The 23,778-nt window shown below is 53.3% G+C and carries 20 protein-coding genes and 1 rRNA gene; 3 read left to right on the forward strand and 18 right to left on the reverse strand.

Annotated features, from left to right (window positions below; all coding sequences use genetic code 11):
- The 14 genes from KCG48_RS13450 to KCG48_RS13515 all read right to left on the reverse strand — a co-directional run.
- Positions 1-171, reverse strand: a 16S ribosomal RNA gene (locus tag KCG48_RS13450); the annotation flags it as partial.
- Positions 172-644: 473 nt separating this feature from the next.
- A complete protein-coding gene (locus tag KCG48_RS13455) occupies positions 645-2,009 on the reverse strand; it encodes an MATE family efflux transporter (protein WP_211802704.1) in 1,365 nt (454 codons plus the stop codon).
- A gap of 137 nt (positions 2,010-2,146) precedes the next feature.
- Complete coding sequence (locus KCG48_RS13460) at positions 2,147-2,491, reverse strand: FMN-binding protein (protein ID WP_211802705.1); 345 nt, start codon at positions 2,489-2,491, stop codon at positions 2,147-2,149.
- 133 nt (positions 2,492-2,624) lie between these two features.
- A complete protein-coding gene (locus KCG48_RS13465) occupies positions 2,625-3,206 on the reverse strand; it encodes a carboxypeptidase-like regulatory domain-containing protein (RefSeq protein ID WP_211802706.1) in 582 nt (193 codons plus the stop codon).
- Positions 3,207-3,335: 129 nt separating this feature from the next.
- Positions 3,336-4,730, reverse strand: a complete 1,395-nt coding sequence (locus KCG48_RS13470; RefSeq protein ID WP_211802707.1) for an FAD-binding oxidoreductase — start codon at positions 4,728-4,730, stop codon at positions 3,336-3,338.
- Positions 4,731-4,733: 3 nt separating this feature from the next.
- Positions 4,734-5,930, reverse strand: coding sequence for an electron transfer flavoprotein subunit alpha/FixB family protein (locus KCG48_RS13475; protein ID WP_211802708.1), 1,197 nt, complete (start codon positions 5,928-5,930; stop codon positions 4,734-4,736).
- A gap of 13 nt (positions 5,931-5,943) precedes the next feature.
- Positions 5,944-6,732 (reverse strand): electron transfer flavoprotein subunit beta/FixA family protein, encoded by a 789-nt coding sequence (locus KCG48_RS13480; protein WP_211802709.1) that lies wholly within the window; start codon positions 6,730-6,732, stop codon positions 5,944-5,946.
- Positions 6,733-6,775: 43 nt separating this feature from the next.
- Entirely contained in the window at positions 6,776-7,465 is a 690-nt protein-coding gene (locus KCG48_RS13485) for an LrgB family protein (protein WP_211802710.1), read from the reverse strand.
- Positions 7,462-7,812: a CidA/LrgA family protein gene (locus tag KCG48_RS13490; RefSeq protein WP_211802711.1), complete on the reverse strand. Its 351-nt coding sequence runs from the start codon at positions 7,810-7,812 to the stop codon at positions 7,462-7,464. Before KCG48_RS13490 ends, KCG48_RS13485 begins: the two co-directional genes overlap by 4 nt.
- A gap of 305 nt (positions 7,813-8,117) precedes the next feature.
- Entirely contained in the window at positions 8,118-8,813 is a 696-nt protein-coding gene (locus tag KCG48_RS13495) for a FadR/GntR family transcriptional regulator (protein ID WP_211802712.1), read from the reverse strand.
- Between the two features lie 123 nt (positions 8,814-8,936).
- On the reverse strand, positions 8,937-10,493 hold the full coding sequence (locus KCG48_RS13500) for an ABC-F family ATP-binding cassette domain-containing protein (RefSeq protein ID WP_211802713.1): 1,557 nt from the start codon (positions 10,491-10,493) through the stop codon (positions 8,937-8,939).
- Positions 10,494-10,513: 20 nt separating this feature from the next.
- Positions 10,514-11,785 carry a competence/damage-inducible protein A gene (locus KCG48_RS13505; protein ID WP_211802714.1) on the reverse strand — a complete coding sequence of 424 codons (1,272 nt, stop codon included), beginning with the start codon at positions 11,783-11,785 and terminating at the stop codon, positions 10,514-10,516.
- Positions 11,786-11,792: 7 nt separating this feature from the next.
- Positions 11,793-12,413 carry a histidine phosphatase family protein gene (locus KCG48_RS13510; protein ID WP_211802715.1) on the reverse strand — a complete coding sequence of 207 codons (621 nt, stop codon included), beginning with the start codon at positions 12,411-12,413 and terminating at the stop codon, positions 11,793-11,795.
- A 37-nt stretch (positions 12,414-12,450) separates the two neighbouring features.
- On the reverse strand, positions 12,451-12,798 hold the full coding sequence (locus KCG48_RS13515) for a YciI family protein (RefSeq protein ID WP_211802716.1): 348 nt from the start codon (positions 12,796-12,798) through the stop codon (positions 12,451-12,453).
- Between the two features lie 393 nt (positions 12,799-13,191).
- Between KCG48_RS13515 and KCG48_RS13520 the strand changes: the two genes are divergently transcribed.
- Complete coding sequence (locus KCG48_RS13520; RefSeq protein WP_211802717.1) at positions 13,192-17,073, forward strand: fibronectin type III domain-containing protein; 3,882 nt, start codon at positions 13,192-13,194, stop codon at positions 17,071-17,073.
- Between the two features lie 112 nt (positions 17,074-17,185).
- Here the strand turns inward: KCG48_RS13520 and KCG48_RS13525 are convergent, their stop codons facing one another.
- Both KCG48_RS13525 and fusA read right to left on the reverse strand, forming a co-directional pair.
- Positions 17,186-18,121, reverse strand: a complete 936-nt coding sequence (locus tag KCG48_RS13525) for an ROK family protein (protein ID WP_408004738.1) — start codon at positions 18,119-18,121, stop codon at positions 17,186-17,188.
- 182 nt (positions 18,122-18,303) lie between these two features.
- On the reverse strand, positions 18,304-20,394 hold the full coding sequence (fusA, locus tag KCG48_RS13530) for an elongation factor G (protein WP_211802722.1): 2,091 nt from the start codon (positions 20,392-20,394) through the stop codon (positions 18,304-18,306).
- A gap of 200 nt (positions 20,395-20,594) precedes the next feature.
- Here fusA and map point away from each other — a divergent pair, with 200 nt between their 5' ends.
- Positions 20,595-21,377, forward strand: coding sequence for a type I methionyl aminopeptidase (gene map, locus KCG48_RS13535; RefSeq protein ID WP_211802718.1), 783 nt, complete (start codon positions 20,595-20,597; stop codon positions 21,375-21,377).
- A 250-nt stretch (positions 21,378-21,627) separates the two neighbouring features.
- A complete protein-coding gene (locus KCG48_RS13540; protein ID WP_211802719.1) occupies positions 21,628-22,200 on the forward strand; it encodes a hypothetical protein in 573 nt (190 codons plus the stop codon).
- Between the two features lie 440 nt (positions 22,201-22,640).
- Here KCG48_RS13540 and KCG48_RS13545 read toward each other — a convergent pair whose 3' ends face one another.
- Positions 22,641-22,889, reverse strand: a complete 249-nt coding sequence (locus tag KCG48_RS13545; protein WP_211802720.1) for a DUF1871 family protein — start codon at positions 22,887-22,889, stop codon at positions 22,641-22,643.
- Positions 22,890-22,899: 10 nt separating this feature from the next.
- Positions 22,900-23,778, reverse strand: an 879-nt coding sequence (locus tag KCG48_RS13550; RefSeq protein ID WP_211802721.1) for an RHS repeat-associated core domain-containing protein, incomplete at its 5' end; no start/stop codon positions are given.

Raw genomic sequence — 23,778 nt, forward strand, 5'->3', positions numbered from 1 at the left:
AATCTTCCTTTCGAAAGGCTATCCCCCACTTTGAGGCAGGTTACCCACGTGTTACTCACCCGTCCGCCGCTAAGGATTCTCAATGTAAACATCTTAAATCCTCCGCTCGACTTGCATGTGTTAGGCACGCCGCCAGCGTTCGTCCTGAGCCAGGATCAAACTCTCAAATTAAAAGTTTGAACTAGCTGTTGATTACACTAGCTTTTGTTTCCGTCTTGCGACAGAAACGATTGTTTTTGATTTCTCAAAAGAATTACTTTGGTTTTTTACCTATATTCTGTTTAATTTTCAAAGAGCTTTGGCTGACTTCTGTGAAGAAGACTATTTCATTATAGTACCGGGATCGAAGGAGTGTCAATTGTTTGGTGTCATTCCTTGCGGCCTCGTTCAGCGACGTTTTTAATAATAACATTTAAAATTAGACCCAACCATATTTAAAAATCCAATTTTTGAGGTTTACCTCCTTTATCCTCGAATTATTGCGATATTTCGCTACTTTCCTTTTATTGATACACACGGTACGGTTTTCGCTGTTTTTTCCCGGAAACGCAACGTTTGAAGCCTTCATTCCTCGGTAAAACCTTTACATATTCCTTCAAAATTAGCCCACGAAAAAAGGAGGCTTACGCCTCCTGAAACTGACCTTATTGGAAGGACCCCTGAAGCTTATACTTCCGAAGCACTTTAACATAGAAAAGTCCAAAGAGCACGACGCCCTTGAAGACACTGCTGATGGTGATGGCCCACCAAACTCCATTGAGTCCCAGTCCCAAATTCAGGGAGAAGAAGTAGGCCATGGGGATGCGAAGCAGATTAAAGCTTACCCCAACCACCGAGGGATAGATGGTTTTGCCCAGGCCGTTGAAGGCTCCCTGATTGGAAATCTCCAGGGTGGAAAACCATTGGGATACGGCAAGAATTCGAAGATAGGCCACGCCCAGTTCGATGGTGGCCGGCTCATCCAGGAAGATCCCGAAGAGATTTCGGGCAAAGAAGAAGAGAAGCAGGGTAGAGCCCAGACCGATGAACGACATGAGCCGAAGACCCGACTTGTAGCCCTCAATAATCCGTCCATGTTTGTGGGCCCCGAAGTTTTGTCCCACAAAGGCGCTGATGGCGGTGGAGAATCCGCTGGCGGTCATCCAAGTGATGGACTCGATCTGGGACCCCAGTTTCTGCACCGCAATGGCTTCTGCCCCATAGATGGAAATAATTCGGGCAATGATCATGCCGATGATGGAAAAGAGTCCATTCTGCACGGCCACGGGAAAACCCAGCTTGATAATGGTGCGAACACGCTCAGTTTCGATCCGGCGGAAGATATTGATCTTAAAGAAGGAATCCCGGCTGGTGGCCATGATGGCGATAAAAATCAACGTCACCATGACCTGGGCAATCACCGTGGCCACCGCTGCCCCAATGACCCCCATGGCGGGGATGGGGCCAAAGCCATGGATGAGCAAGGGATCCAGAATCATGTTCGTAGCCAGTCCCACCAGATTGATCTTAAAGGGGGTCTTGCTGTTTCCCGAACCATTGAAAATGGAGGTGAGCACAGGATTAATAAAGGTGAAGAGGATTCCGGCGGCTACTACGGCGAGGTAACTCACCGCCATGCTGCTCACGGAAGGGTCCCCCAAGTTGAAGAACGCAATGAGGGGATGCCGGAAAAGGATGAGGAGAGATCCGTAGACAAGCGCCAGGAACAGATTTAAATGAATGGCTCCCCGGGCATAATTCTGCGCCCCTTCTTCATCTCCTCGTCCGATATGCTGGGCCACAAAGACCTCGGCCCCCACTTTGGAAAGAAGGATCAGGGAAAACGCGAACCAGGTGAAAAAGCCTGCTGTGCCCACGGCGGCCACGGCATTGCTGCCTAGCTTACCCACCCAGAACATATCGGTGAGGTTGTACGCCATCTGGACAAAGGAAGTCCCCATGATGGGCAGGGCCAGTTTGGTCAGGGTGGTGCTAATTTTCCCATGGGTTAAATTGACTTTCTCGCCCATAACATTGACTCCTTTAAAAAAGGACCCGAATCCGGTGCCCTTGATTTTTCTGATTGAATAATTATACCCCATGGACGTCCATTACACTAGGATATCCATGGGGATAACTGTACAGGGGATATGCAGTTCTGTATGAACTACTTGGCGTTCTTCAGGGCGTTGTCTACAGCTTCCAGAATTCCCTTGGAGGAATTGGTGGCGCCGGAAATGGTGTCAACCCCTTCTGTGGAGGTCTTGCCCACGAGAGCCTTCGTGACTCCCTCTTCAGCCTTTTCCCAGATGCCCTCGGTTTCCTTCTCTTCATCGATCTTCACTTCGGAAATCTTTCCGCTGGCAACGGTGACGCTGACCTTAATCGGTCCGTTATTTCCCTGGCCTTCGCCGGTGTATGTGCCATCCTTCAGTGCAGCTCCAGAGGCGCAGCCCACGAGAATCACGGCGGACATCAGTGCAGATGCAGCCAACTTTGCGATCTTCTTCATATGTAACACTCCTTTTCCCAAAAAAGATTTGTTCACCCGTTCCAAAACGGAACGGCGACAAACTCATTTTAATGCAGCTGAGAAGAATTTTCAACTGGCGCTGAATAAATTTAAGGAAATCCCCAGGGGAACATCAGAAGGATTTTAGCATTCCAAAAGCACTGGGTGTGGAATAAACCAGCTCCAGCAGCGAATCTTCTCCCCGGTTTCCCAAAGGGAACCGCAAGGTGATTTCCTCCACCTGACTCCCCATAAAAGGAAGTTTTCGGAGGACCCGTTCCATGGTGAAGCCTTCGACGGCTGCTCCTCCCCGAAGGATCCGCAGATTTTCCTTGGTGAGCGGCGGGGAGAGTTCCGGTGCCCCACCCAGGACTTTCTCCAGCTGCACCAGCTGGAACCGGAGAACTTCCTCCCCGGTGGCTTCCCGGCGAATCCGCTGAAACTTCAAAAACTCCACATTGCCCAAGGTCAGGTTCACCTGGCTGGAGCGGTGGGAAGAGAGATTCATGAACCAGGCCCCCAGGGGTTGCTCCCCTTTCCCGGCGGTGGCACTGAGCATCCCCTGGGCAGGATGATCCCACTGGATATAAAAATCGCCTTCAGGGCTGCTGTAGGCGCTGGCCAGAACTTCCTGCCCCAGATCAATGAAGAGGATCTCCACCCCTTCCAGGGGCTGCCCTTTTCGATCCGTGACTTTGCCGTAGAATTTTCCCATCCGTGTCCCTCCCTTCGCCCCTTGGGCTCTTCTCTCCTGATGGTAACACGAACGGCGAAATCTGTCTTCAGCCCCTTTGGTCTTTTTCACGAAAAAAAGCCCGGAAAATCCAGGCGGAGATTGATCTTTTTACTGGCAGACTTTGCCGGGGTTCAGGATGTTCTTCGGGTCAAAAGCCAGCTTAATGTTTTTCAGCAGGGTGATGTAGGCCTCATCATACTGTTCAAACATATAGGGCTTTTTCGCGAAGCCAATGCCATGTTCTCCGGACACTACGCCGTCCAGTTCGCGGGCTCTGCGGTACATGCACGCAAAGACGGCCGAGAGTTTTTCTTTCCAGGCTTCTTCGTCCAGGCCATCGCGCAGCACATAGACATGGAGATTCCCGTCTCCGGCATGGCCGAAGCTGCGGATTCGCACATCAAAGGCCTTCTCCAGGTCGTGGGTATAGGTGATGAACTGGGCCACCTTGTCCCGGGGGACGCAGACGTCGCATTCATCCATCTCCGTGGTGGAGGCTTTCACCGCTTCCAGGAAAGCGCCTCGGGCGGACCAGATGCTCTGCTTGCGCTCATCGGTGTCTGAAATGAAGACATCGAGGGCTCCCTCTTCGAGGCAAAGCTGGGCCACCTTCTCGTAGCTCTTCTCTACTTCCTCCTTGGTGTTGCCGTCAAAGGACAAAAGAAGGTAGGCATCGGAAGAGTTATCCGGGAATTTTTTATCCAGGAATTCCTCTGCCGCCAGGATGACTTCCCGCTGCATGAACTCAATGGCCACGGGAGCCGCCTTGGACTTGATGATCTTCGGCACCGTGCCGATGGCCATATCCAGATTGGGGAAAGGAACCAGGAGGCTGATGACGGTTTTGGGCAGGGGCAGAAGTTTCAGGGTGGCTTCCGTCACAATGCCTAAGGTGCCTTCCGATCCGCAGATGAGGTCCTTGATGCTGTACCCGGAGCTGTTCTTCACCACTTTGCCCCCCACCTTCAGAATCTCGCCATTGGGCAGGACGACTTCCAGGCCACGCACATAGTCCCTGGTGACGCCATACTTCACGGCTCGCATTCCTCCAGCGTTGGTGTTGATGTTTCCCGCAATGGTGGCGGTTTTTTCGCCGGGGTCCGGAGGATAGAAGAAGTCCCGCTCCTCCACATACTTGGCGATCTCCATGAGGATGACTCCCGGCTCCACGGTGAGGGTGAGGTTGTTCTCATCCAGCTCCTTGATGCGGTTCATCTTGGTGAGATTCAGCATGATTCCGCCCTGGATGGGCACGGAGGCCCCCACAAGGCCGGTGCCTGAACCGCGGGCCACCACGGGAATGCCCTCCTGGTAGGCATGCTTCATGATTTGGGAGACTTCTTCCGTGGTGAGAACTTCCACCATGACTTCCGGCAGTCGGCTGATGCCGCCCAGTTCGTCGTGGCTGTAGTCCTCACTGATGGCTTCTCCCACAAAAACGCGCTCTTCGCCGAGCAGCTCCTTCAGAAACTGCACATCCTGGGCATCGATTTTCTTGTACATGTCCTAGGCCTCCTTTTCCATCTTGATCCGGCGGATGAGTTCGGGCAGAACTTCATAGAGATCCCCGACGATGCCGTAATGGGCGATGTCAAAGATCGACGCCTTCTCGTCACAGTTCACGGCAAAAATGTAGTCCGAGCTCTTCATCCCCGCCGCAAACTGCACGGATCCCGAGATGCCCAGGGTAATGATCAGCTTTGGCTTCACGGTTCTTCCGCTGAGGCCGATCTGGCGGCGAGTATCCAGCCAGCCTGACTCCACCAGTGGACGGGTTCCGGCGATCTGTGCGCCCAGAAGGTCGGCCAGCTCTTCCACCATGGCCATATCCTTCTCGCCCTTGACCCCTCGGCCCACGGCGATGATGGTCTCGGCATCGGAAATGCTGGTTTCCTTTTCCTTTGGCCGAACCTCCAGCACCTTAATCCGGGAGACCATTTTCTCCTGGGGAACGGTGCAGACGATGACTTCGCCGGAAGCTTCCGCTTTTCGGGGAAGGGCATTCATCACCTTGTAGCGAACGGTGGCCAGCTGGGGACGGGTATGGGGAGTCTTGATCTGGGCCATGATATTTCCGCCGAAGGCGGGACGGATCTGAACCAGATCGGTGTTTTCCTTGATTTCCAGCACCGTGCAGTCAGCGGTGAGTCCGGTACGGAACCGGGCAGCCATGCGAGGAGCCAGGCTTCGGCCCACGGTGGTGGCCCCCACCAGAATGGAGGAGGGCTGAACCTTTCGGATATAGTCCTCAAAGGCTGCCGCATAGGGCTCAATGCGGAAATCCTTCAGCGCCGGATCATCGTAGCAGTAGACCTTGTCCGCACCGTAATGCAGAAGTTCCGCTGCGCTATCCGTCACCTGGCTTCCGATGAACAGCGCATGGACGGGGAAGTTCACCTGATCCGCCAGTTCCCGGGCTTTCCCCAGAAGCTCCATGGTCACGGGATGAATTTCGCCATCCACATGGTCCACATAAACGCAGATCCCCTTCCACTGACTTTTATCCACCGTGGCCCGTTCTTCCTCCACAAACTCCATGACACCCTGGGGGCCTTTTTTCACACATATTTTGCAGAGCTTGCAGCCCGCATTGATCTCCAGTTTTCCGCCATGGTCTTCCAGGGCATTGAACGGACAAAGGGCCACCAGTTCTTTCAGGTTCTCTTTCGTGACCCGATGGTCATGAACGATTAGTTTTCCCATAATCTTCTCCCTCCTAGATCAGCTTGAGATGCACAAGCTTTGTGGAAACTTCCGCCGCCAGTTCTTCGGCTTCCCCCCGAAGCATTTCCCGCTGGGCATTCACTGCCGGGGGGAAAATCCGTTCCACCTGGGTGGGGGAGCCATTGAGGCCATACTTCATGACATCCTGATCCTCAAAATCGGCAAAGGTCAGGGTTTTCACGGGCCAGGCCGAGGTTTCCAGCTTTCTTCGGTACGAAGGAAGCCGGGGCATGAAGATATCCTTCTCCACGGTGAGCAGGCAGGGATAGAGCACCTCCACCATCTCCACCGTATGGGGCATATCCATGTCAAGGATCAAGGCATCCTCTTTGAGCTCTACGATCCGGAGCACATTGGCCACATGGGGGATATCGAGATATTCCGCCACTTCCGGTCCCACCTGGGCGGTATCGCCATCGGTGGTCTGCTTTCCGCAGAGGATCAGGTCAAAGCTTCCCAGTTTCCTTATGGCCTGGGAAATGGTGTAGGATGTGGCCAGCACATCGGCTCCGCCGAACTTCCGGTCGGAAATGAGCGCTCCATCATCGGCCCCCATCATAAAGGCTTCCCGGATCACGGCTTCTGCCTGGGGTGGTCCCATGGTCAGGACGGTGACTTTCCCCCCGCGATTTTCCCGGATTCTGAAGGCCGTCTCCAGTGCGAACAGATCGTAGGGATTCATTTTGGATTCGACCCCGTCGCGCTTCAGCACGCCGGTCTTGGCATCCACATCCACCTTGTTGGATCCGGGTACCTGTTTGATACATACCAGTATATTCATCTGTTTACCCCCTAATTTTCCCTGTAATGTTGAAATCATCATCTTATAAAAGTCGCATGAGCAGCGGCACCAGAATCACCGTGGCGAGACCCGCCAGTCCAATGGAGAGGCCGCTCATGGCCCCCTGGGTTTCCCCCAGCTCCATGGCTTTGGAGGTACCCACGGCATGGGAGGCTGTTCCGATGGCTACCCCCTGGGCTACGGGATCCTTGATCCTGAAAAGTTTCAGTAGCGCCGGACCCAGCACTGCGCCCATGATCCCCGTGAGGACGATCACCGCCACGGATAGGGAGACAATCCCACCGATCTGCTTGGACACTTCCATGCCGATGGCTGTGGTGACAGACTTCGGCAGCATGGAAACCGCCACCTGAAGATCCACCCGAAAAACCTTGGAGAAGAAGATCACACTGAGCACCGAGGTGGTGCTGCCCACAAGAATTCCCGTGAGGATGGGCACCAGATCCTTCTTCAAAAGCTCCATCTGGCGGTACAGCGGAATGGCCAGCACCACCGTGGCCGGTCCGAGGAAGAAGAGAATAAAGCTTCCGCCCTTGTCATAGCTTTCCTTGGGAAGATGAAAAAGAAGAAGAATGCCGATGACGAAAAGGATGGCCAGGAGGAGCGGATTGAGATAGGGCTTTCGGTACTTCCGCTGAATGAGGATTCCTGCCTCATAAGCGAGAACCGATAAAAGGATACCGAACAATGGAGTATCTAGAAGTGCCTTCATCGCGTCCCCCTCCTCTTCATCAGCTGCACCGTCCAGCCCGTAACCCCCACCACAAGAATGGTGGAGAAAAGAACGATGAGGAGAATGGGCAGCCAGGATTTTCCGATGACCTGCCAGCTGCTCATGAGTCCCACCCCCGCCGGAACAAACAGAAACGCCAAATGGTCCAGAAGAAACTTTGCGATGAGCTCAATCTGCTCCAGACGGATGAGTTTCGTCATGAGCGCGAGGAAGAGGAGCACCATGCCCAGGACTGTCCCCGGAATGCTGATGCCGCTGACCAGCCGCAAAGCTTCCCCAGCCAGGAGAAAGAAGAGAATCAGCGCCAATTGTCTGAGGATCTTCAAGATTGTCACCTCCGTTATTTTGGTCGTATGGTCATTTGGTATGACCAATTTCTACTGAGGTCATCCTAACACATTCCTGATAACGTTTGTAGCATAATTTATTTTTTAACGCGGGGTTTTCTGAAAACCATTTCAGCGAAACCCCCACCATTTCATGACTTCCCGTTATTGGGTTTCTCAAAAATAAATCGTGATCCTGTGATTCTTTGCCAAATATCTATTTTTTCGTTAAATATCTCACGAGAGAAAAAATCAAAAAACCAGCCGCTCTCTCCTTTTCGGAGAGACACAGCTGGCAACAACCTTTAATTTAAATCCATATGGCGGATGATGAGGGTCATGTGGTCGGTCATGACCTGGGCTGCCCGCTTCGGATCCCGGCCTGTAATGGCCGCGCAGATCTTTTCGTGGTGCTCCAGAAGCACTTTCTTGTTTTCATCCTTGAGGATGATGGCCTCCCGGGCTTCCTTGATGAAGGAGTCCATGAGGGAGGAAACCGCTAAAAGAATGCTCATGACCAGATTGTTTCCGGAGGCCTGGGCGATGATGTAGTGGAAGGCTTTGTCCAGGGCCACATTTTCCTCTTCCGAAGGATCCTGGCTCATCTTCTGCACGATCTCCTGCAGCGCCGAGGCCTGCTCCGGGGTGATCCGCTGCGCCGCCTGGGTGGCGGTCTCCACTTCCAGGACTTTCCGAAGCTCCAGAATTTCGCGATTGCGGCTGTTCTGGAGAACAAACATCAGGGACAGGGGCTCAATGAGATTCTCCTCGAAGTCTTCTTTGATATAGTTTCCGCCGCCCTGGCGGCAATCGATGAGGCCAATGATCTGCAAAGCTCTCAACGCTTCCCGAACGGATGTCCGGGATACCTGCAGCCGCTCCACCAGTTCCCGCTCCGGAGGAAGCTTGTCGCCCTTCTTCAGCTGGCCGCTAGTGATCATTCCCTTGATCTGTTCGATGACCTGTTCATAGACTTTGGTATTTTTCACGGGTGTAAACATGGGCTCCTCCTTGGGGGTGATGAATTGGTGCATTGGACTGTCCAGTGAACCAATTCCATTATGGGGGAAAATCTTCGCCATTGCAAGAAAAGGCCGTTCTTCAGGAAGAACAGCCTTAACGCTCTAAAATACTTTTCGGGTCCAGTCCTCACAGTTCCAGATGTGGGTGGCAATGTCCTCGTAGAACTCCTTTTCGTGGGAAACCAGAAGGATGGTGCCCTTATACTCCTGAAGGGCTCGCTTCAGTTCGTCCTTGGCATCCTGGTCCAGGTGGTTTGTCGGTTCGTCCAAAAGGAGAACATTGGAATCCCGGTTGATCACCTTGGCCAGGCGAACCTTCGCCTGCTCGCCGCCGGAAAGCACCACCACCTTGGACTCGATGTGCTTGGTGGTGAGACCGCAGCGGGCCAGGGCCGACCGGACCTCATACTGGTTGTATCCGGGATAGGCTTCCCAGAAGTCCTCGATACAGGTCTTGTAGTTGTCCCGGCTGCCTTCCTGTTCAAAGTAGCCGATCTCGATGTTTTCCCCCATCTCGATATCGCCGCTGTAGGGCGGAATCAACCCCAGTAGACTTTTCAAGAGGGTGGATTTTCCCAGGCCGTTGGCGCCGGTGAGCGCCACTTTCATTCCCTTTTCCAGGTAGACATTCACCGGTTTGGTCAGGGGCTCATCATAGCCAATGACCAGATTATCCGTGCGGAAAATCATCTTTCCCGACGTCTTGCCCAGCTTGAAGGTGAAGGTGGGCTTGGGCTTATCCTTGGTGAGCTCGATCTTGTCCATCTTGTCCAGCTTCTTCTGGCGGGATTTCGCCATATTGGAGGTGGCCACCCGGGCTTTGTTCCGGGCAATGAAATCCTCCAGCTTGTTGATTTCCTGCTGCTGACGCTCGTAGGCGGACTCCATCTGACGCTTCTTGGCTTCATAAACCGTCTGGAAATCGTCGTAGTTCCCCACATAGCGGTTCAGGGCGCGGTTTTCCATGTGGTAGATGAGATTCACCACTTCATTGATGAAGGGGATGTCATGGGAGATGAGCATGAAGGCATTCTCATAGTTCTGAAGATAGATCTTCAGCCAGGAAATGTGCTCCTCATCCAGATAGTTGGTGGGCTCGTCCAGGAGCAGGATATCGGGGGACTCCAAAAGGAGCTTGCCCAGAAGGACCTTGCTGCGCTGTCCTCCGGACAGCTCATCCACGGATTTCTCCAGGCCCACATCCTTGAGTCCCAGACCCTTGGCCACTTCCTCCACCCGGGCGTCGATGACGTAGAACCCATTGTGGTCCAGGATATCCTGGAGGGTACCCATGTCATCCATGAGCTTGTAGAGCTCCTCTTCGGAGCAGCTGCCCATGCGTTCCCCGATGCTGAGGATTTCCGCCTCCATATCATAGAGGTACTGGAAGGCGCTTCGCAGAACGTCCTGGATGGTGGCACCTCGTTCCAGGCTGGAATGCTGGTCCAGATAGCCCACGCGGACGCGGTTGGCCCACTCCACGGTGCCTTCATCGGGCTGAAGCTTTCCGGTGACAATATTCATGAAGGTGGACTTGCCTTCGCCGTTGGCGCCGATGATGCCCACATGCTCGCCCTTCAGGAGCCGGAAGCTCACATCTTCAAAGATGGCTCTGTCGCCAAAGCCGTGACTGATGTTTTTAACGGTTAATATACTCAATATTTATCCCTCATTGATTCTTATTTCGTGTCGTGGATGGTGGAAAGCGGCAGCGTCCCTAAAAGGGCCCGGCGCAGCTGATCCAGGGCGGAGATGGTGGCTCGGACGCGGATTTTCTCGCGGCCGCCGGTGAAGTATTTTTTCAGCACCAGGATCTCTCCGTCCAGATTGATCCCGATGTAGACGAGCCCTACAGGTTTTTCTTCGCTTCCTCCCGTGGGGCCGGCGATGCCGGTGGTGACGAGGCATACCTGGGCTCCGGTTTTTTCCCGAAGCCCCCGGGCCATTTCCCGACAGGTTTCTTCGCTCACGGCGCCATATCGGGCTAACGTCTCCGGGTTCACGCCCAGATACCGGACCTTGGATTCATTGCTGTAGGTGACCAGGGCTTCCCCCAGGACCTCAGACATGCCGCCTTCATAGGACAGGATCCGGGAGGCGATCATGCCGCCGGTGACGGATTCGGCAATGGCAATGCTGCGCTTCGCCTCCACCAGCATGCGGCCCAGAACCTCTTCCAGGGTATCGTCATCGGTGCCATAGATATAGTCCCCGATACGGCTTCGAATTTCCGCCTCCACGGGTTCGATCATGGCCTGGGCCTCGGCTTCGGTTTTCGCCCGGGCGGTGATCCGGAGAATGGATTCCCCCTCTTTGGCATAGGGCGCCACGGTGGGATTGTCGCTGGCATCGATGATGTCCTTCACCCGGTTGGCCATGTCCCATTCTCCCAGGCCCACGCAGCGGAGAACCCGGGAGATGATGGTTCCGTCGGTGAACTGGCGAAGGAAGGGTTTTACCCGGTTTTCAAACATGGGGACCATTTCCTTGGGGGGACCGGGGAGGTTGATGATGTACTTGCCCCCTTCACCGGGAATGATACAGCCCGGCGCCGTGCCATTGGGATTGTCCAGAATGATGGCATTCTTCGGAAACAGCGCCTGCTTTTGATTGCCGCCGTTCATGGCCCGGTCGTTGTTGCGAAAATAAGCCTTGATCACCTCATAGGAAGGCTCATGGAGCACCAGTTCCTGGTGAAGGACCTGGGCGGATACCTCCTTGGTGATGTCATCCGGGGTGGGCCCCAAGCCCCCTGTGGTGATGACGATGTCCGTATCCTGAAGGGCCTGCAAAAGGGCGGTCTTCAGCCGCTCCTCATTGTCCCCCACAGTGGTCTGCCGGTATATGCCGATGCCCAGGAGCGCCAGCTCCTTGGCCAGATACTGGGCATTGGTGTTCACAATGTCGCCGAGAAGCAGCTCCGTTCCCACCGCCATAATTTCTGCTTTCATTCTTCCTTCATCTCCGTCTCTCAAAATGACGGGTATCGCCATACAGTTTGATGCTGGCGATGCCCTGATCGTCCACCTGAATCTGTGAAATGCTGGCCTGCTCCACCACGGGCTTCGTCCAGAATCCTTCGAAGCCTTCTTCGCTGAAGTGGCTCATGAGGGCCTTCAGCGTCACCCCATGGGTGACCACCAGGATATTGCCCTCGGAATTCTCCGCCAGAATCTTCTGCAGCGCTTTCTTCGCCCGCTGAAGAATCTCCGGAAAATCTTCTCCGCTGTTCTTCACGAAGAGATGGGGGCGGGACCAGTAGTTGGCAAAGTTTTCCGGTTCCCGGGCTTCAATCTCCGCCAGGGTCTTCCCTTCCCAGTCGCCCATGTTCATCTCCTTGAGCTCATCCAGGAGCTCCAGGGGAAGTTTGCAGTCTCCTTTTGCCGCCAAGGCGGTTTTCAGGGCCCGTTCGCTGGGGCTGGAATAGATTTTTTCGATGCCGTACATGCGCACCGCCTCATGAAGAAGCTTTCCCTGCTCGATGCCCCGGGGGGTCAGCGGAGAGTTCAGCCACCCCTGGAGGCGTTTCTCGGTGTTCCATTGGGTTTCCCCATGACGGGTAATGAAAAGATTCAACAAGATCCTCACCTGCTTTTCACATTCTAACCCATCTATTCTACCATAGCCCAATGGATTCACAAAATACTATTCCCTTGGCCCTCTTACCCCCTCTTAATAAAGCTGTTCGAAAAGGATAAACCCGAGCGGACATGGTTCCCTGCATCACGGCAGGATCTTCCTTCATGATCCGGGTGGCTTCCTCCAGGGAGTCAGCCTTAAAAATTACAATGCCAAAAGTATCCTCATCCATGGTCGGGGTCCGGCCTGCCAGAATGAGCTTTCCGTTGGCCAGCATGGCTTTCAGCTTCTCAAAATGGGCATCCACGGCCTCATCATCAGCCTGGGGCCAGTTGGAGCTTTGGCGGAGCTCCTCCCGCAGTTTCAGGGTATAGATAAATTCCATCGTCCTTCTCCTTTCGCTGTTTCTCCTTTTAGTATACCGCGGTTTAATGGAGGATCACTCCCCCGTTCAAGATTTCTCCTTCATCTATTATCAGGGCAGGTTCTTATCGATTTACTTCATGAATCACTTACATGTTACAGATTTATCAACTAAATTCTATTATTTCAAATAAATTCACATAAACTAGGTTGTATCTTCCCACCAATGTCCATATACTGAAATCGTATTCTTGACTGATACCCATTCTCAATTGTGTGATGCATCTCCACTCCGGTGAAATGCTGATGTTTCCTTTGTGCAGGCTTACCTCCGGTTTTCCTCGTGACAAAACGCGTTCCTTCCTTCTGCGCATCGCCAAAGCCCTCTGTGATGAACATTTAACGGGAGGTAAGTATGAAAAAACATCCATTCCGCCGAATGCTGGGTATTGCTCTTGTATTAATCTTTGCTCTTCCCTTCCATCTCTCTTTGGCTGCAAATCAAAAAGACAAGGTGAAAAAAGACGGATTAACCTATGTCACCACCATAACGCCCAAGGAGCGGCAGGCGGCGGCGAAGGCCCGCAAAGCACTGGTCGACAAAGCTATCGCTGAAGGGGACGTGGTCACCGCCAATCTTCTCGCCCAAACTGACGGCTATCTCATCCCGGATTACTTCGGCGTCGCCAACTGGGCCTACTCCCCGCCATTGACGAAATTCATCGATGAGCTCCCGGGTCTCGGCTCCTCCAAAGCCAACGCCCTGGGACAGTATATTCCCGTGGCGGTGCCCGACACCACCACCTATCCCGGCTCCGATTACTATGAGATCGCTGTGGTGGAGTATCAGGAGAAAATGCACTCCGAGCTTCCTGCCACCACCAATAGAGGCTATGTACAAATTTCTACCTCTGTGGTACCAGGAAAGTATACGGCCCTAAAGCAGATCGACGGTTCCCCCATCCTCATCGGCGGCACCACCCAGGCCTATGGAGTGGATGTCCCCCATTACTTGGGACCGGCCATTTTGTCCGAAAGCGGACGACCCGTCCGGATCAAGTTCTATAATCTTCTGCCCACAGGAGTGGCCGGAGATCTCTTCATTCCCGTGGACACCACCGTCATGGGCGCCGGCAGCGGCACCATGATCATGGACGGCATGCCCATGACCATGGACTTCACCCAAAACCGCGCCAACATCCACCTCCACGGCAACAATACCGTCTGGATCAGTGACGGTACCCCCCACCAGTGGATCACTCCCGCCGGGGAAGACACCCATTATCCCCAGGGCGTCAGCGTGGTGGATGTGCCGGACATGGAGAACACCTCCAGTCCCACGGACGGCGCCACCACCCTCTATTATACGAACTCCCAGAGCGCCCGCCTCATGTTCTACCATGATCACTCCTATGGCATCACCCGCCTCAATGTCTACGCCGGTGCTGCCGCTCCATACCTCATTCAGGATGATGTGGAAAAGGATCTGATCAACGGAACCAACAAGACGGGCATCAATCCTCTTCTGCAGAAGTATCTCCCCGATGCGGGAATTCCTTTGGTCATTCAGGACCGCACCTTTGTGGATGCGGCCACCATTATGGATACCGATCCCACCTGGGCCTGGGGAACCAATACCTATACTCCGGGGGTTCCCTATGTGCCTACCACCGGCGATCTCTGGTATCCCCACGTGTACAGCCCGGCCCAGAATCCCTATGCTTCCGACGGCGTAAATCCTTACGGCCGCTGGATGTATGGTCCCTGGTTCTGGCCTCCCACCAGCAATATCGAATTCGGCCCCGTGACCAATCCCTATTATGATCCGGAAAATCCCGATCTTCGACCTCCCCTCATGCCTGCCACCCCCAATCCTTCCGCCCCCGGCGAGTCTTTTATGGATACGCCCATCGTCAATGGTACTGCTTATCCCTTCATGGAGGTCGATCCCAAAACCTACCGATTCCGTATCCTCAATGCCTCCAATGACCGGTTCTACAATCTGCAGCTCTACATCGCCGATGATGCCTACGCTCCAGGTGAGCCAGGCTATCTTACGGAAGTTAAAATGATTCCGGCCACCGACGAAACGCCCCTTCCGGCCCACCGGGAGCAGATCATCCCGGATCCCGCCATGAAGGGACCGGACTGGATCCAAATCGGAACCGAAGGCGGCTTCCTGCCTGCTCCCACGGTGATTCCCAGCCAGCCCATCACCTGGAATCTCAACCTCACCACCTTCAACGTCGGGAACGTGGATCAGCATTCCCTGCTTCTGGGTACTGCCGAACGGGCCGATGTCCTGGTGGACTTCTCGGCTTATGCCGGCAAGACCCTCATTCTGTATAATGATGCCCCGGCGCCTTTCCCTGCCAGTGACACCCGTTATGACTACTACACAAACAACGCGGATCTCACCGGCGAGGGCGGAGCTCCTTCCACCCTGCCCGGAAAAGGACCCAACATCCGCACCATCATGCAGATCAAAGTGGCGGATATTCCGCCGGCTGCCGCCTATGATGTGACGGCGCTTACCGAAGTCTTCAAGAAGACCGACAGCAAGCCTGGCGTCTTTGAAAGCGACCAGGAACCCATCATCATTCCCCAGGCTGCTTACAACTCCGCCTATAATGCCACCTATCCCTCTTCTGCTTTTGAAGCCTACTTCCAGCTGGATGAGAACGAAAAGACCTTCCGTCCCATCGACAAGACCGGCCAGCTTCTGGGCGAAGTGAATCTTCCCTTCGAACCCAAAGCCATGCAGGACGAAATGGGCGAGGTTTATGATGAGTATGGCCGAATGAGCGGTATGCTGGGCCTTACCTCACCCACGGCCACCTCGGTGAATGCTCCCTTTATCCCTTATGGCTATGCCAGTCCGCCTGTGGAAATCTTCAAAGGCATTGAGGATTTGGACACGACGCCTGTGGGCTCCCTGGATGACGGCACCCAAATCTGGAAAATCACCCACAACGGGGTGGATACCCATACGATCCATACCCACCTCTTCTCCTCCCAGCTGGTGAACCGGGTGGACTGGGCTGGACAGCTCCTGCCGCCGGATGCCAATGAACTGGGCTGGAAGGAAACCTTCCGGGTGAACCCCTTGGAAATCACCTACATCGCCATGCGACCCAAGGTGCCCAAAGCTTCCGAACTGCCCTTTGATGTGCCCAACAGCGTGCGCCTCATCGATCCCACCCTGCCGGAAGGCGCTCCCCTCATGACCCCGCCGCCCACGGGCTTCTTTGATCCCCAGGGCAATCCTGTACCGGAAATTCTGAACCATATGGTGAACTACGGCTGGGAATATGTCTATCACTGCCATATCCTATCCCATGAAGAGATGGATATGATGCACTCGGTGGTGGTGGCGGTGACGCCCAAGGCCCCGACGAATCTCATTGCCGGAACTAGCGGCAATGGAAACAACAAACGGGTGAATCTCACCTGGACCGACAATGCCGCCAATGAAACGGGCTTTGTGGTGGAACGCTCTGCCAATCCCGCAGGTCCCTGGACCTCCTTGGCCACTTTGCCTGCCGGCACAACGACCTACAGCGACCGGATCGGAAACACCAACAACAATTACTACTATCGCGTCTTTGCCACCAATACCGTCGGTGATACCCTCACCGTAGGATTCCCCGTGGTGACCCGGCTCTCCGACTACAGCAATGTCGCTTCTGTCGGCACTGTGGCCATCACGAAGCCTGCCGCGCCCACAAGCCTCACCGCTGTGGTGCAAACGGGACCCCAGGTGTTCCTCACCTGGAGAGACAATGCCAACAATGAAACCGGCTTTGTCATCCAGCGCAGCACAAATGGAGGCACCTTCACGAACCTGGTCACCGTCAATGCCAATAACGGCACCGGTTCAGTCAACTACACCGATACCACGGTAGTCGCCGGAAATAGCTACACCTATCAGGTGTATGCCCTGAATGCTGCAGGCTCTTCCCTGACCTCCAACACCGCTTCCGTGACCCTGGCCAGCGTTCCTGCCGCTCCGACCAATGTGCTGGCGACGGCTGTCCGTTCCGGTAACCGCAATGCCAAGGTGACCCTGACCTGGAAGGACAATGCCAACAATGAATCAGGCTTCGTCATTGAACGCTCCACCAGCGCTGACTTCACCGCAAACCTGGTTTCTGCCACCGTGGCCGCCAACAGCACCACCTTCAACACCGGAAACCTCTCCCGCAATACCCCGTACTACTTCCGCATCCGCGCCATCAATGGTGCCGGCGTATCGCCCTGGACCAATGCCTCCCCGCTGCCCATTCTCACTCCTTAATCCTTTTCTGAACCTTATGATTCCCGGATAAGCCAAAAGGTGGAGAATTTCGGTTCTCCACCTTTTCCTTTTGTTTCGAGATTAAGTTTCTTGAGGCCCTTTCCCGCTCTTCTTACTTCTCGGCACTCTCGATGAGGGCCAGAGCCAAGGCGCCAATGACGCCGGTTTCCTGTCCCAGCTGGGACGGAACAATCCGGGTGGCATTGAACATGAAGTCAAAGCTTCGCTTTCGCGCACTCTCCCGGACCTTTTCGAAGAAGAGATCTCCGATCTTGGTCACCCCGCCGCCGATGACGATGACTTCCGGGTCAAAATTCACGATGAGGTTGGCCACGGCAATGCCCAGATACTCAAAAGCCGTATCCAGGATCTCCTGGGCCACGGCGTCCCCTTCCAGATAGGCCTGATGGACCTCATAGGAGGTGAGGGTCTCCGACTGAGAAAGGAGCGTATCTTTGCCGGCTTCCACGGCCTCTTTGGCTCTCTTGGCAATGGCCGTGCCGGAAGCCAGGGACTCCACGTCGCCGAACTTTCCGCAGTTGCACTGATGCTTGCTGAAGGGCTCAATGGTCATGTGTCCGATCTCCAGGGCATTGGAGGTATTTCCGCGGTAAGGTCTTCCATTCAGCACCGCACCTCCGCCCACGCCGGTGGATACGGTCATGTAGAGCATATGCTTGGTGCCTTTTCCGGCGCCGAAGGTGTACTCCCCAATGGCCGCTGCATTGGCATCATTGTCCAGATACGCCGGAATGCCAAACCGGTTCTCGATGGGTTTCACCAGATTGTAGTTTTTAAAGGGCAGGTTGGGGGTGGTGATGATCATCCCTTTTTCCGCATCCAAGGGTCCCGGAGCGCCGATGCCGATGGCCCGGACTTCTTCCTCATGGATCCCCGAGGCTTCCAGCACCATGGCGATGGAGTCGAAGATTCGGCCCATGACCACCTCTTCGCCCAGGGCAGAGCCCGTAGCCAGGGTGGTTTTTTCGATGATGTCTCCTGTGAGGTCGCTGATGGCTGTGGTGATCTTGGTGCCGCCCAGATCCACGCCGATGACCTATTTCTTCATAACAGTCCTCCCAAACACGATTGATTTCTTCTTTGATTATAGCATGGGAAAAAGAGATTTCCTTGGGAACCTTTCCCTTTTTCTCGGAAGCTCTTCCTGGCATACGGAAGGGAGCTCCCGGGTTCCGGGAACTCCCTCCTTTCGCTAGCGTGCTGCTTTTTCTATTCCTTGCTTTCTTTGAACTTCTTGGTTTCCTCCACGATCTTGGGAATTTCCGAAGCCGGCACTTCCTCATAGCGGGAGAACTCCATGGTGAACTCTCCACGGGCCTGGGTCATGGAGCGAAGATCCGTGGCGTAGGTCTGCATTTCACTTAGAGGCACTTCGGCCACCACCATCTGTTTGCCGTCCACAGGTTCCATTCCCAGGACGCGTCCGCGTTTCTTGTTGATGTCGCCCATGATGTCACCCATGTACTCATCGGGCACGGTGACGCTGACCTTGATGATGGGTTCCAGGAGCGTGGGGCTGGCCAGTTCCATGCCTTTCTTGAAGGCCAGATTGGCTGCAACCTTAAAGGCCATTTCCGAAGAGTCCACGGCGTGGAAGCTTCCATCATAGAGCGTTGCCTGGAGCTTGATCACGGGATAACCGGCGACGATGCCTTCCTTGATGGACTCGCGAAGTCCCTTTTCCACCGCGGGGATAAAGTTTCGGGGAACAGCGCCGCCCACAACCTTATCCACGAAGAGCATCTCGTCGACGCCATCGGGACGGGGTTCGAAGATGATCTTCACATCGCCGTACTGACCATGGCCGCCGGACTGTTTCTTGTGCTTGCCCTGGACATCGGACTTTTTCTTGATGGTTTCCCGGTAAGGAATGCGGGGTTTTCTCAGCTCCACATCCACGCCGAACTTGGATTTCAGACGAGAAGCCAGAATTTCCAGATGGGTGTCTCCCTGGCCGGAAACGAGAATCTCTGCCGTTTCCTTGTCCCGTTCCATGGTGAAGGTGGGATCTTCTTCCACCAGCCGCTGAAGACCCGAGGAAATCTTGTCCTCATCGCCCTTGGCCTTGGGAACCACGGACATGGTCATGGTGGGGGTGGGGAAATTGAACTTGTCGTAAATGACCCGGAACTTCGGATCGCTGATGGTTTCGCCGGTACGGGTGTACTGAAGCTTGGTCACGGCACCGATGTCCCCGGCGATGATTTTGTCCGTCAGGGTCTGATTCTTTCCGCGCAGGAAGATCAGGGTGGAAATCTTTTCCGTTTTTTCTTGATTGGTGTTCAATACCACGGTATCCGGCTTAATGAAGCCCGTGATGACACGGAACAGCGAAATCTTGCCCACAAAGGGGTCTGCTACGGTTTTGAAGACAAATCCGGAGAAGGGTCCTTCCTCACTGAGGGGGATGTATTCGGTCTCTCCCGTATCCATCATGAGGGCCTTCTGGGGAATGGCGTGTTCCGGTGTGGGGAAGCATTCCACGATGTCTTCCAAAAGGGTGCTCATGCCGATGGCCTTGGTGGCGCTGCCGCACATGACGGGGGCAATATCGCCGGAGGCGCAGCCCTTGATCAGGGCATCGTAAATTTCCTGCATGGTGATTTCTTCACCGCCGAAATACTTCTCCATGAGCACTTCATCCGTCTGGGCCACAGACTCGACGATCATCTCCCGAAGTTCGGCAACCTTGTCAACTAAGTCCTCTGGAACAGGAGCTTCCTTCATTTCGAAGGTCTTGGGATCATGAATTCTCGCCCGGTTGGAGATGATGTTGATGACGCCCCGGAAGTTCTCCTCTTTGCCCACGGGATACTGAATGGGGATGACGCTCATGCCGTACTTTTCCTTCAGCTGAGCAAACACCTTGTCATAATCCGTGTGGTCACGGTCCATCTTGTTGATGAAGAATGTGCGGGGCAGCTTGATCTTATTGCAGTAATCCCAGGCCTTGTCCGTTCCAACTTCAATTCCAGAAGCTGCGGATACGACGATCGTGGCGACGTCCACGGCTCGCATGCCCTGAATCTGTTCTCCGACGAAGTCGAAGTATCCGGGCACATCCACCAAGTTGATCTTGATGTCCTTGTAGGCGAAGGGAGCCACAGCAGCCTGGAGGGAAATCTGTTTCTTCTTTTCTTCCGCATCAAAATCTGTCGTAGTGGTTCCGTCTTCCACTTTACCCAGCCGGTCGATGGACTTGGTATAGAAAAGAAGCGCTTCAGCCAAGGATGTCTTTCCAGTTCCGCTGTGGCCGATTATTCCGACGTTGCGCAGGTTTTTGATCTTGTACTCTTTGATAAACATAGGGTTTCCTCCTGTTGTAAGATTAGACTTTGAAAACCTTTAACTACCTCTTCATCATACCAAATTTTCTGAGTATTTACCATTCATCGGGCTTCCTTTTTCTAAATTTTGTAATATATTCCCGCAACTTCACCCCTTCGGCCTTCTTCTCTTCAGGGGGGAAAACGGCTATAATGGGGGAAGGGAGTGATTTTATGATAATCAGAAATGACCAAGAACTGTCTGCGCTGAAGGAAATCGGACGGATCTGCGCCCTAGTCCGGGATGAAATGGCCAAAGCCACCCGGCCGGGGATCACCACGCTGGAACTGGACCTCATTGCTGCGCAGATTTTTGCGAAAAACGGCGCCAAGTCCGCCCCCATGGGTGAATATGACTTCCCCGGCTACACCTGCATCAGCATCAACGATGTGGTGGCCCACGGCATCCCTTCGGACTACGTCATCCAGGCCGGGGACAAGGTGAACATCGATGTCTCCGCCTCGAAAAACGGATACTTTGCCGATACCGGGGTGACGCTCAATGTGCCCCCCGTCAGCGACAAGGCAAAAAAACTACAGGATGTGGCCAAGAAAGCCATGTACAAGGCCATCGAAAAAGCCATGCCGGGCACCATGTCCAACAATCTGGGCCGGGCGGTATACAATGAAGCCAAAGTCAACGGCTTCACGGTCATCCGGAACCTCACGGGCCACGGGGTGGGACTCACCCTCCACGATGATCCGGAAAACATCTTCAACTACAATGAGCGCCGCGGCGCCATTCTCCTCAAGACCGGCCATGTGCTGGCCATTGAGACCTTCATCTCCGAAAAGGATGACTACATCGAGGAGTATGAGGACGGCTGGACCTTGAAAACCCCCCGGGGAAACCATGTCTACCAGTTTGAGCATACGGTGGTGGTAACCCCCGAAGGACCCATGATTTTGACCAATGGTGAAGAAGCGGATTTTTATGATCCTTTCCTCATCCCCTGATCGGAGGACTCAACTTCGAAAAAACGGAAAAATCCCGCGGATCTTGTTAAGGATTCGCCCGTCCTGGAGCAAGTCCCGCCTTCGCGGAACTTGCTCCTTTTGTTTGCCTGTTCAAATTTTCGTTATCTCATCCATATCTTCTTTTGTCATCAGATTGTAATTTATCACCACATGCGGAATAAATAATAAATTGTAATATCTTTTTTTTAGATATAGACTATGATTAATACCAAAAGAGGAGTGAAGACTGATGACTAATTCTTGGACAAAGTTACTTCTCCTGTTACTGCTCCTTATGTTTGTGGGCCTTGGCGTCTATGGGATCAACGCCTTAAAGCAGCCCTCCGCCCCCTCCGTTCAGGCCTTGTCCTCCTTGGATAGTCAGTACCTCACCGAAGCGGACTTGCTGGAGAAGGCCCCGCTAACAGTCTTGGCTCAGGTCAAACTTCTGGAAGAGCCTTTTCGCCATGGGGGCGTTGATTTTCAGCAGGTCAATCTCACTATTTCCGAGCAGCTCCATGGCCCGTTGCTGCCCAAAGAAATTTCTGTTCTGCAGACCCTGGTCCCGAACTCCGAAGTTTTCCTTTCGCTGAAAAAGGATGCCTCCTATGTCTTGTTCCTGGAACCCTATACCGGTCCCGTCACGTCAAAGGAGGCCTATGTCATCTGCGGTGTCAGTTTAGGACTGGTCCCCTTTTCTCCCGAGGAGGTTTCCGCTTCGCCTGAACGAAATGAACAGCAGCGTCGTGCCGGAGCGCTTAATCGCGGCGGAATCATCTTTTCCGTCCCCCTGCTGAAAGAGTATTACGCAGCCAAAAACTAAGGCTGGACGTTGCTCGGATATGCCATTTCTTCTTCCCGGGATGACATTCTCCTGCTGAAGAATGCAGACCATGGGGATTACCAAGAAAGGGGGTGTTTGGCAGGGTGGTTTTGTGGTACTAATAACAAATATTTTCTGTGGATTCCACAGATATGGATTTTCAAGGTGCGAGATTTACATTTGCGAAAAGGGCTTGCTGTGAAATGCGTTGTCTTAACCAGCAATGAATTATGTTATCACGACAGCATAGTTCGTAGATAGGGATAATTCTATATAACCCTTTGTGCAGAATATGCTGTAGCAAATGAAACGGTATTAAGGGGTATTCGGGGATTCCCCGAACAAGTGAATTTGTGGTCTGTATTCACAAATTCATTGCTCGTTAAGACGTGGTAATGAATTTCTCAGGACAGTCATTTTGACTGCCCTGAGTGATGAAGTTAATTGGAGGCTGTAAGCTGTTTTGCAATACCAATGCATTCTTCAAGATTTTTGGTAAAGGTATTATCCCCAAACGATTCTAAAAACACTTTATAGATAATGTTTCCAACAAATTCAACAGTATCATCCTGTGAAGTCAATTCTAAAATCCTTTTGATTTCAAAATCATATTCGTTTTTTGGAGCAAAATATAACAAATCTATTGGATCCCAAGAGTCGATAACCAATTTTACTCTCTCATAATTCATAATTTATCACTCACCTATAAAATTGATTTATAATCTCTTGCATAGCTGCATCAAAATATTTGGATGTGTATGTAGTAACTATTTCTCCTGCTTTATTTAGTACAACTGCTCCTGCCTGTGTAAAGAAAAGCGTTCTCCCACTGCTTTGTGCGACAGCATACCCGGTATTCACAATTTCTTGTGCAAGGGCTTTACTCATTCCCCGCTCAGCCATTCGTTTTAAACTATATTCTGTCGTCCCTTTTATTATTGGTCTTAGGTTTTTTGTTAGCTTACCAAGCCGCCCTATTTGTGAACCTATTTTAGGAATAGCTTTTATTCCAAGCTTTGCACCTATTTGTGCTCCAAGTTTCGCAATATATGGGCCTAAAAATGCTCCTAACGCAGCACCACCAACGGTAGCGGCGGATATTAGCGCCCATTTTTTCCATCCAGTCAGACCAAGATGTTGTGCAAGCAATACTCCTAACGCTGCACCAGCAACCCCGCCAATTACGCCACCAACAATATTTGCAACCGCTTCCCCATCAGGGTCGAAGTTATTGACGGGATTGTTGGCACAGTAGGCGTAGACATTGTATCCAAGCAGCCCAGCGCCTTCATCAAACTCGCCATAATCAACATTAGGTTCTGGACTAATAAACCGCCCGATTACCGGGTTGTAGTACCGGGATCCCAGGTAGTAGAGCCCCGTCTCCGCATCATAGGCGTACCCCCGATACCGGTAGGGATTCTTCTGCCCCAGGGTTTCCGCCAGGGTCCCTTCCACGGTGAGCGGTTTTCCCCACGTGTCATAGGTATAGCGTACCACTAGTGCCCCGGTGCGATCCAGCAGGCCGATGACATCCCCCTGGAGATTGTGGACATAGAAATACGTCTCCTCATTCCA

It is taken from the genome of Proteiniclasticum sediminis (assembly GCF_018128025.1).
GTDB classification, from domain to species: Bacteria; Bacillota; Clostridia; order Clostridiales; family Clostridiaceae; genus Proteiniclasticum; species Proteiniclasticum sediminis.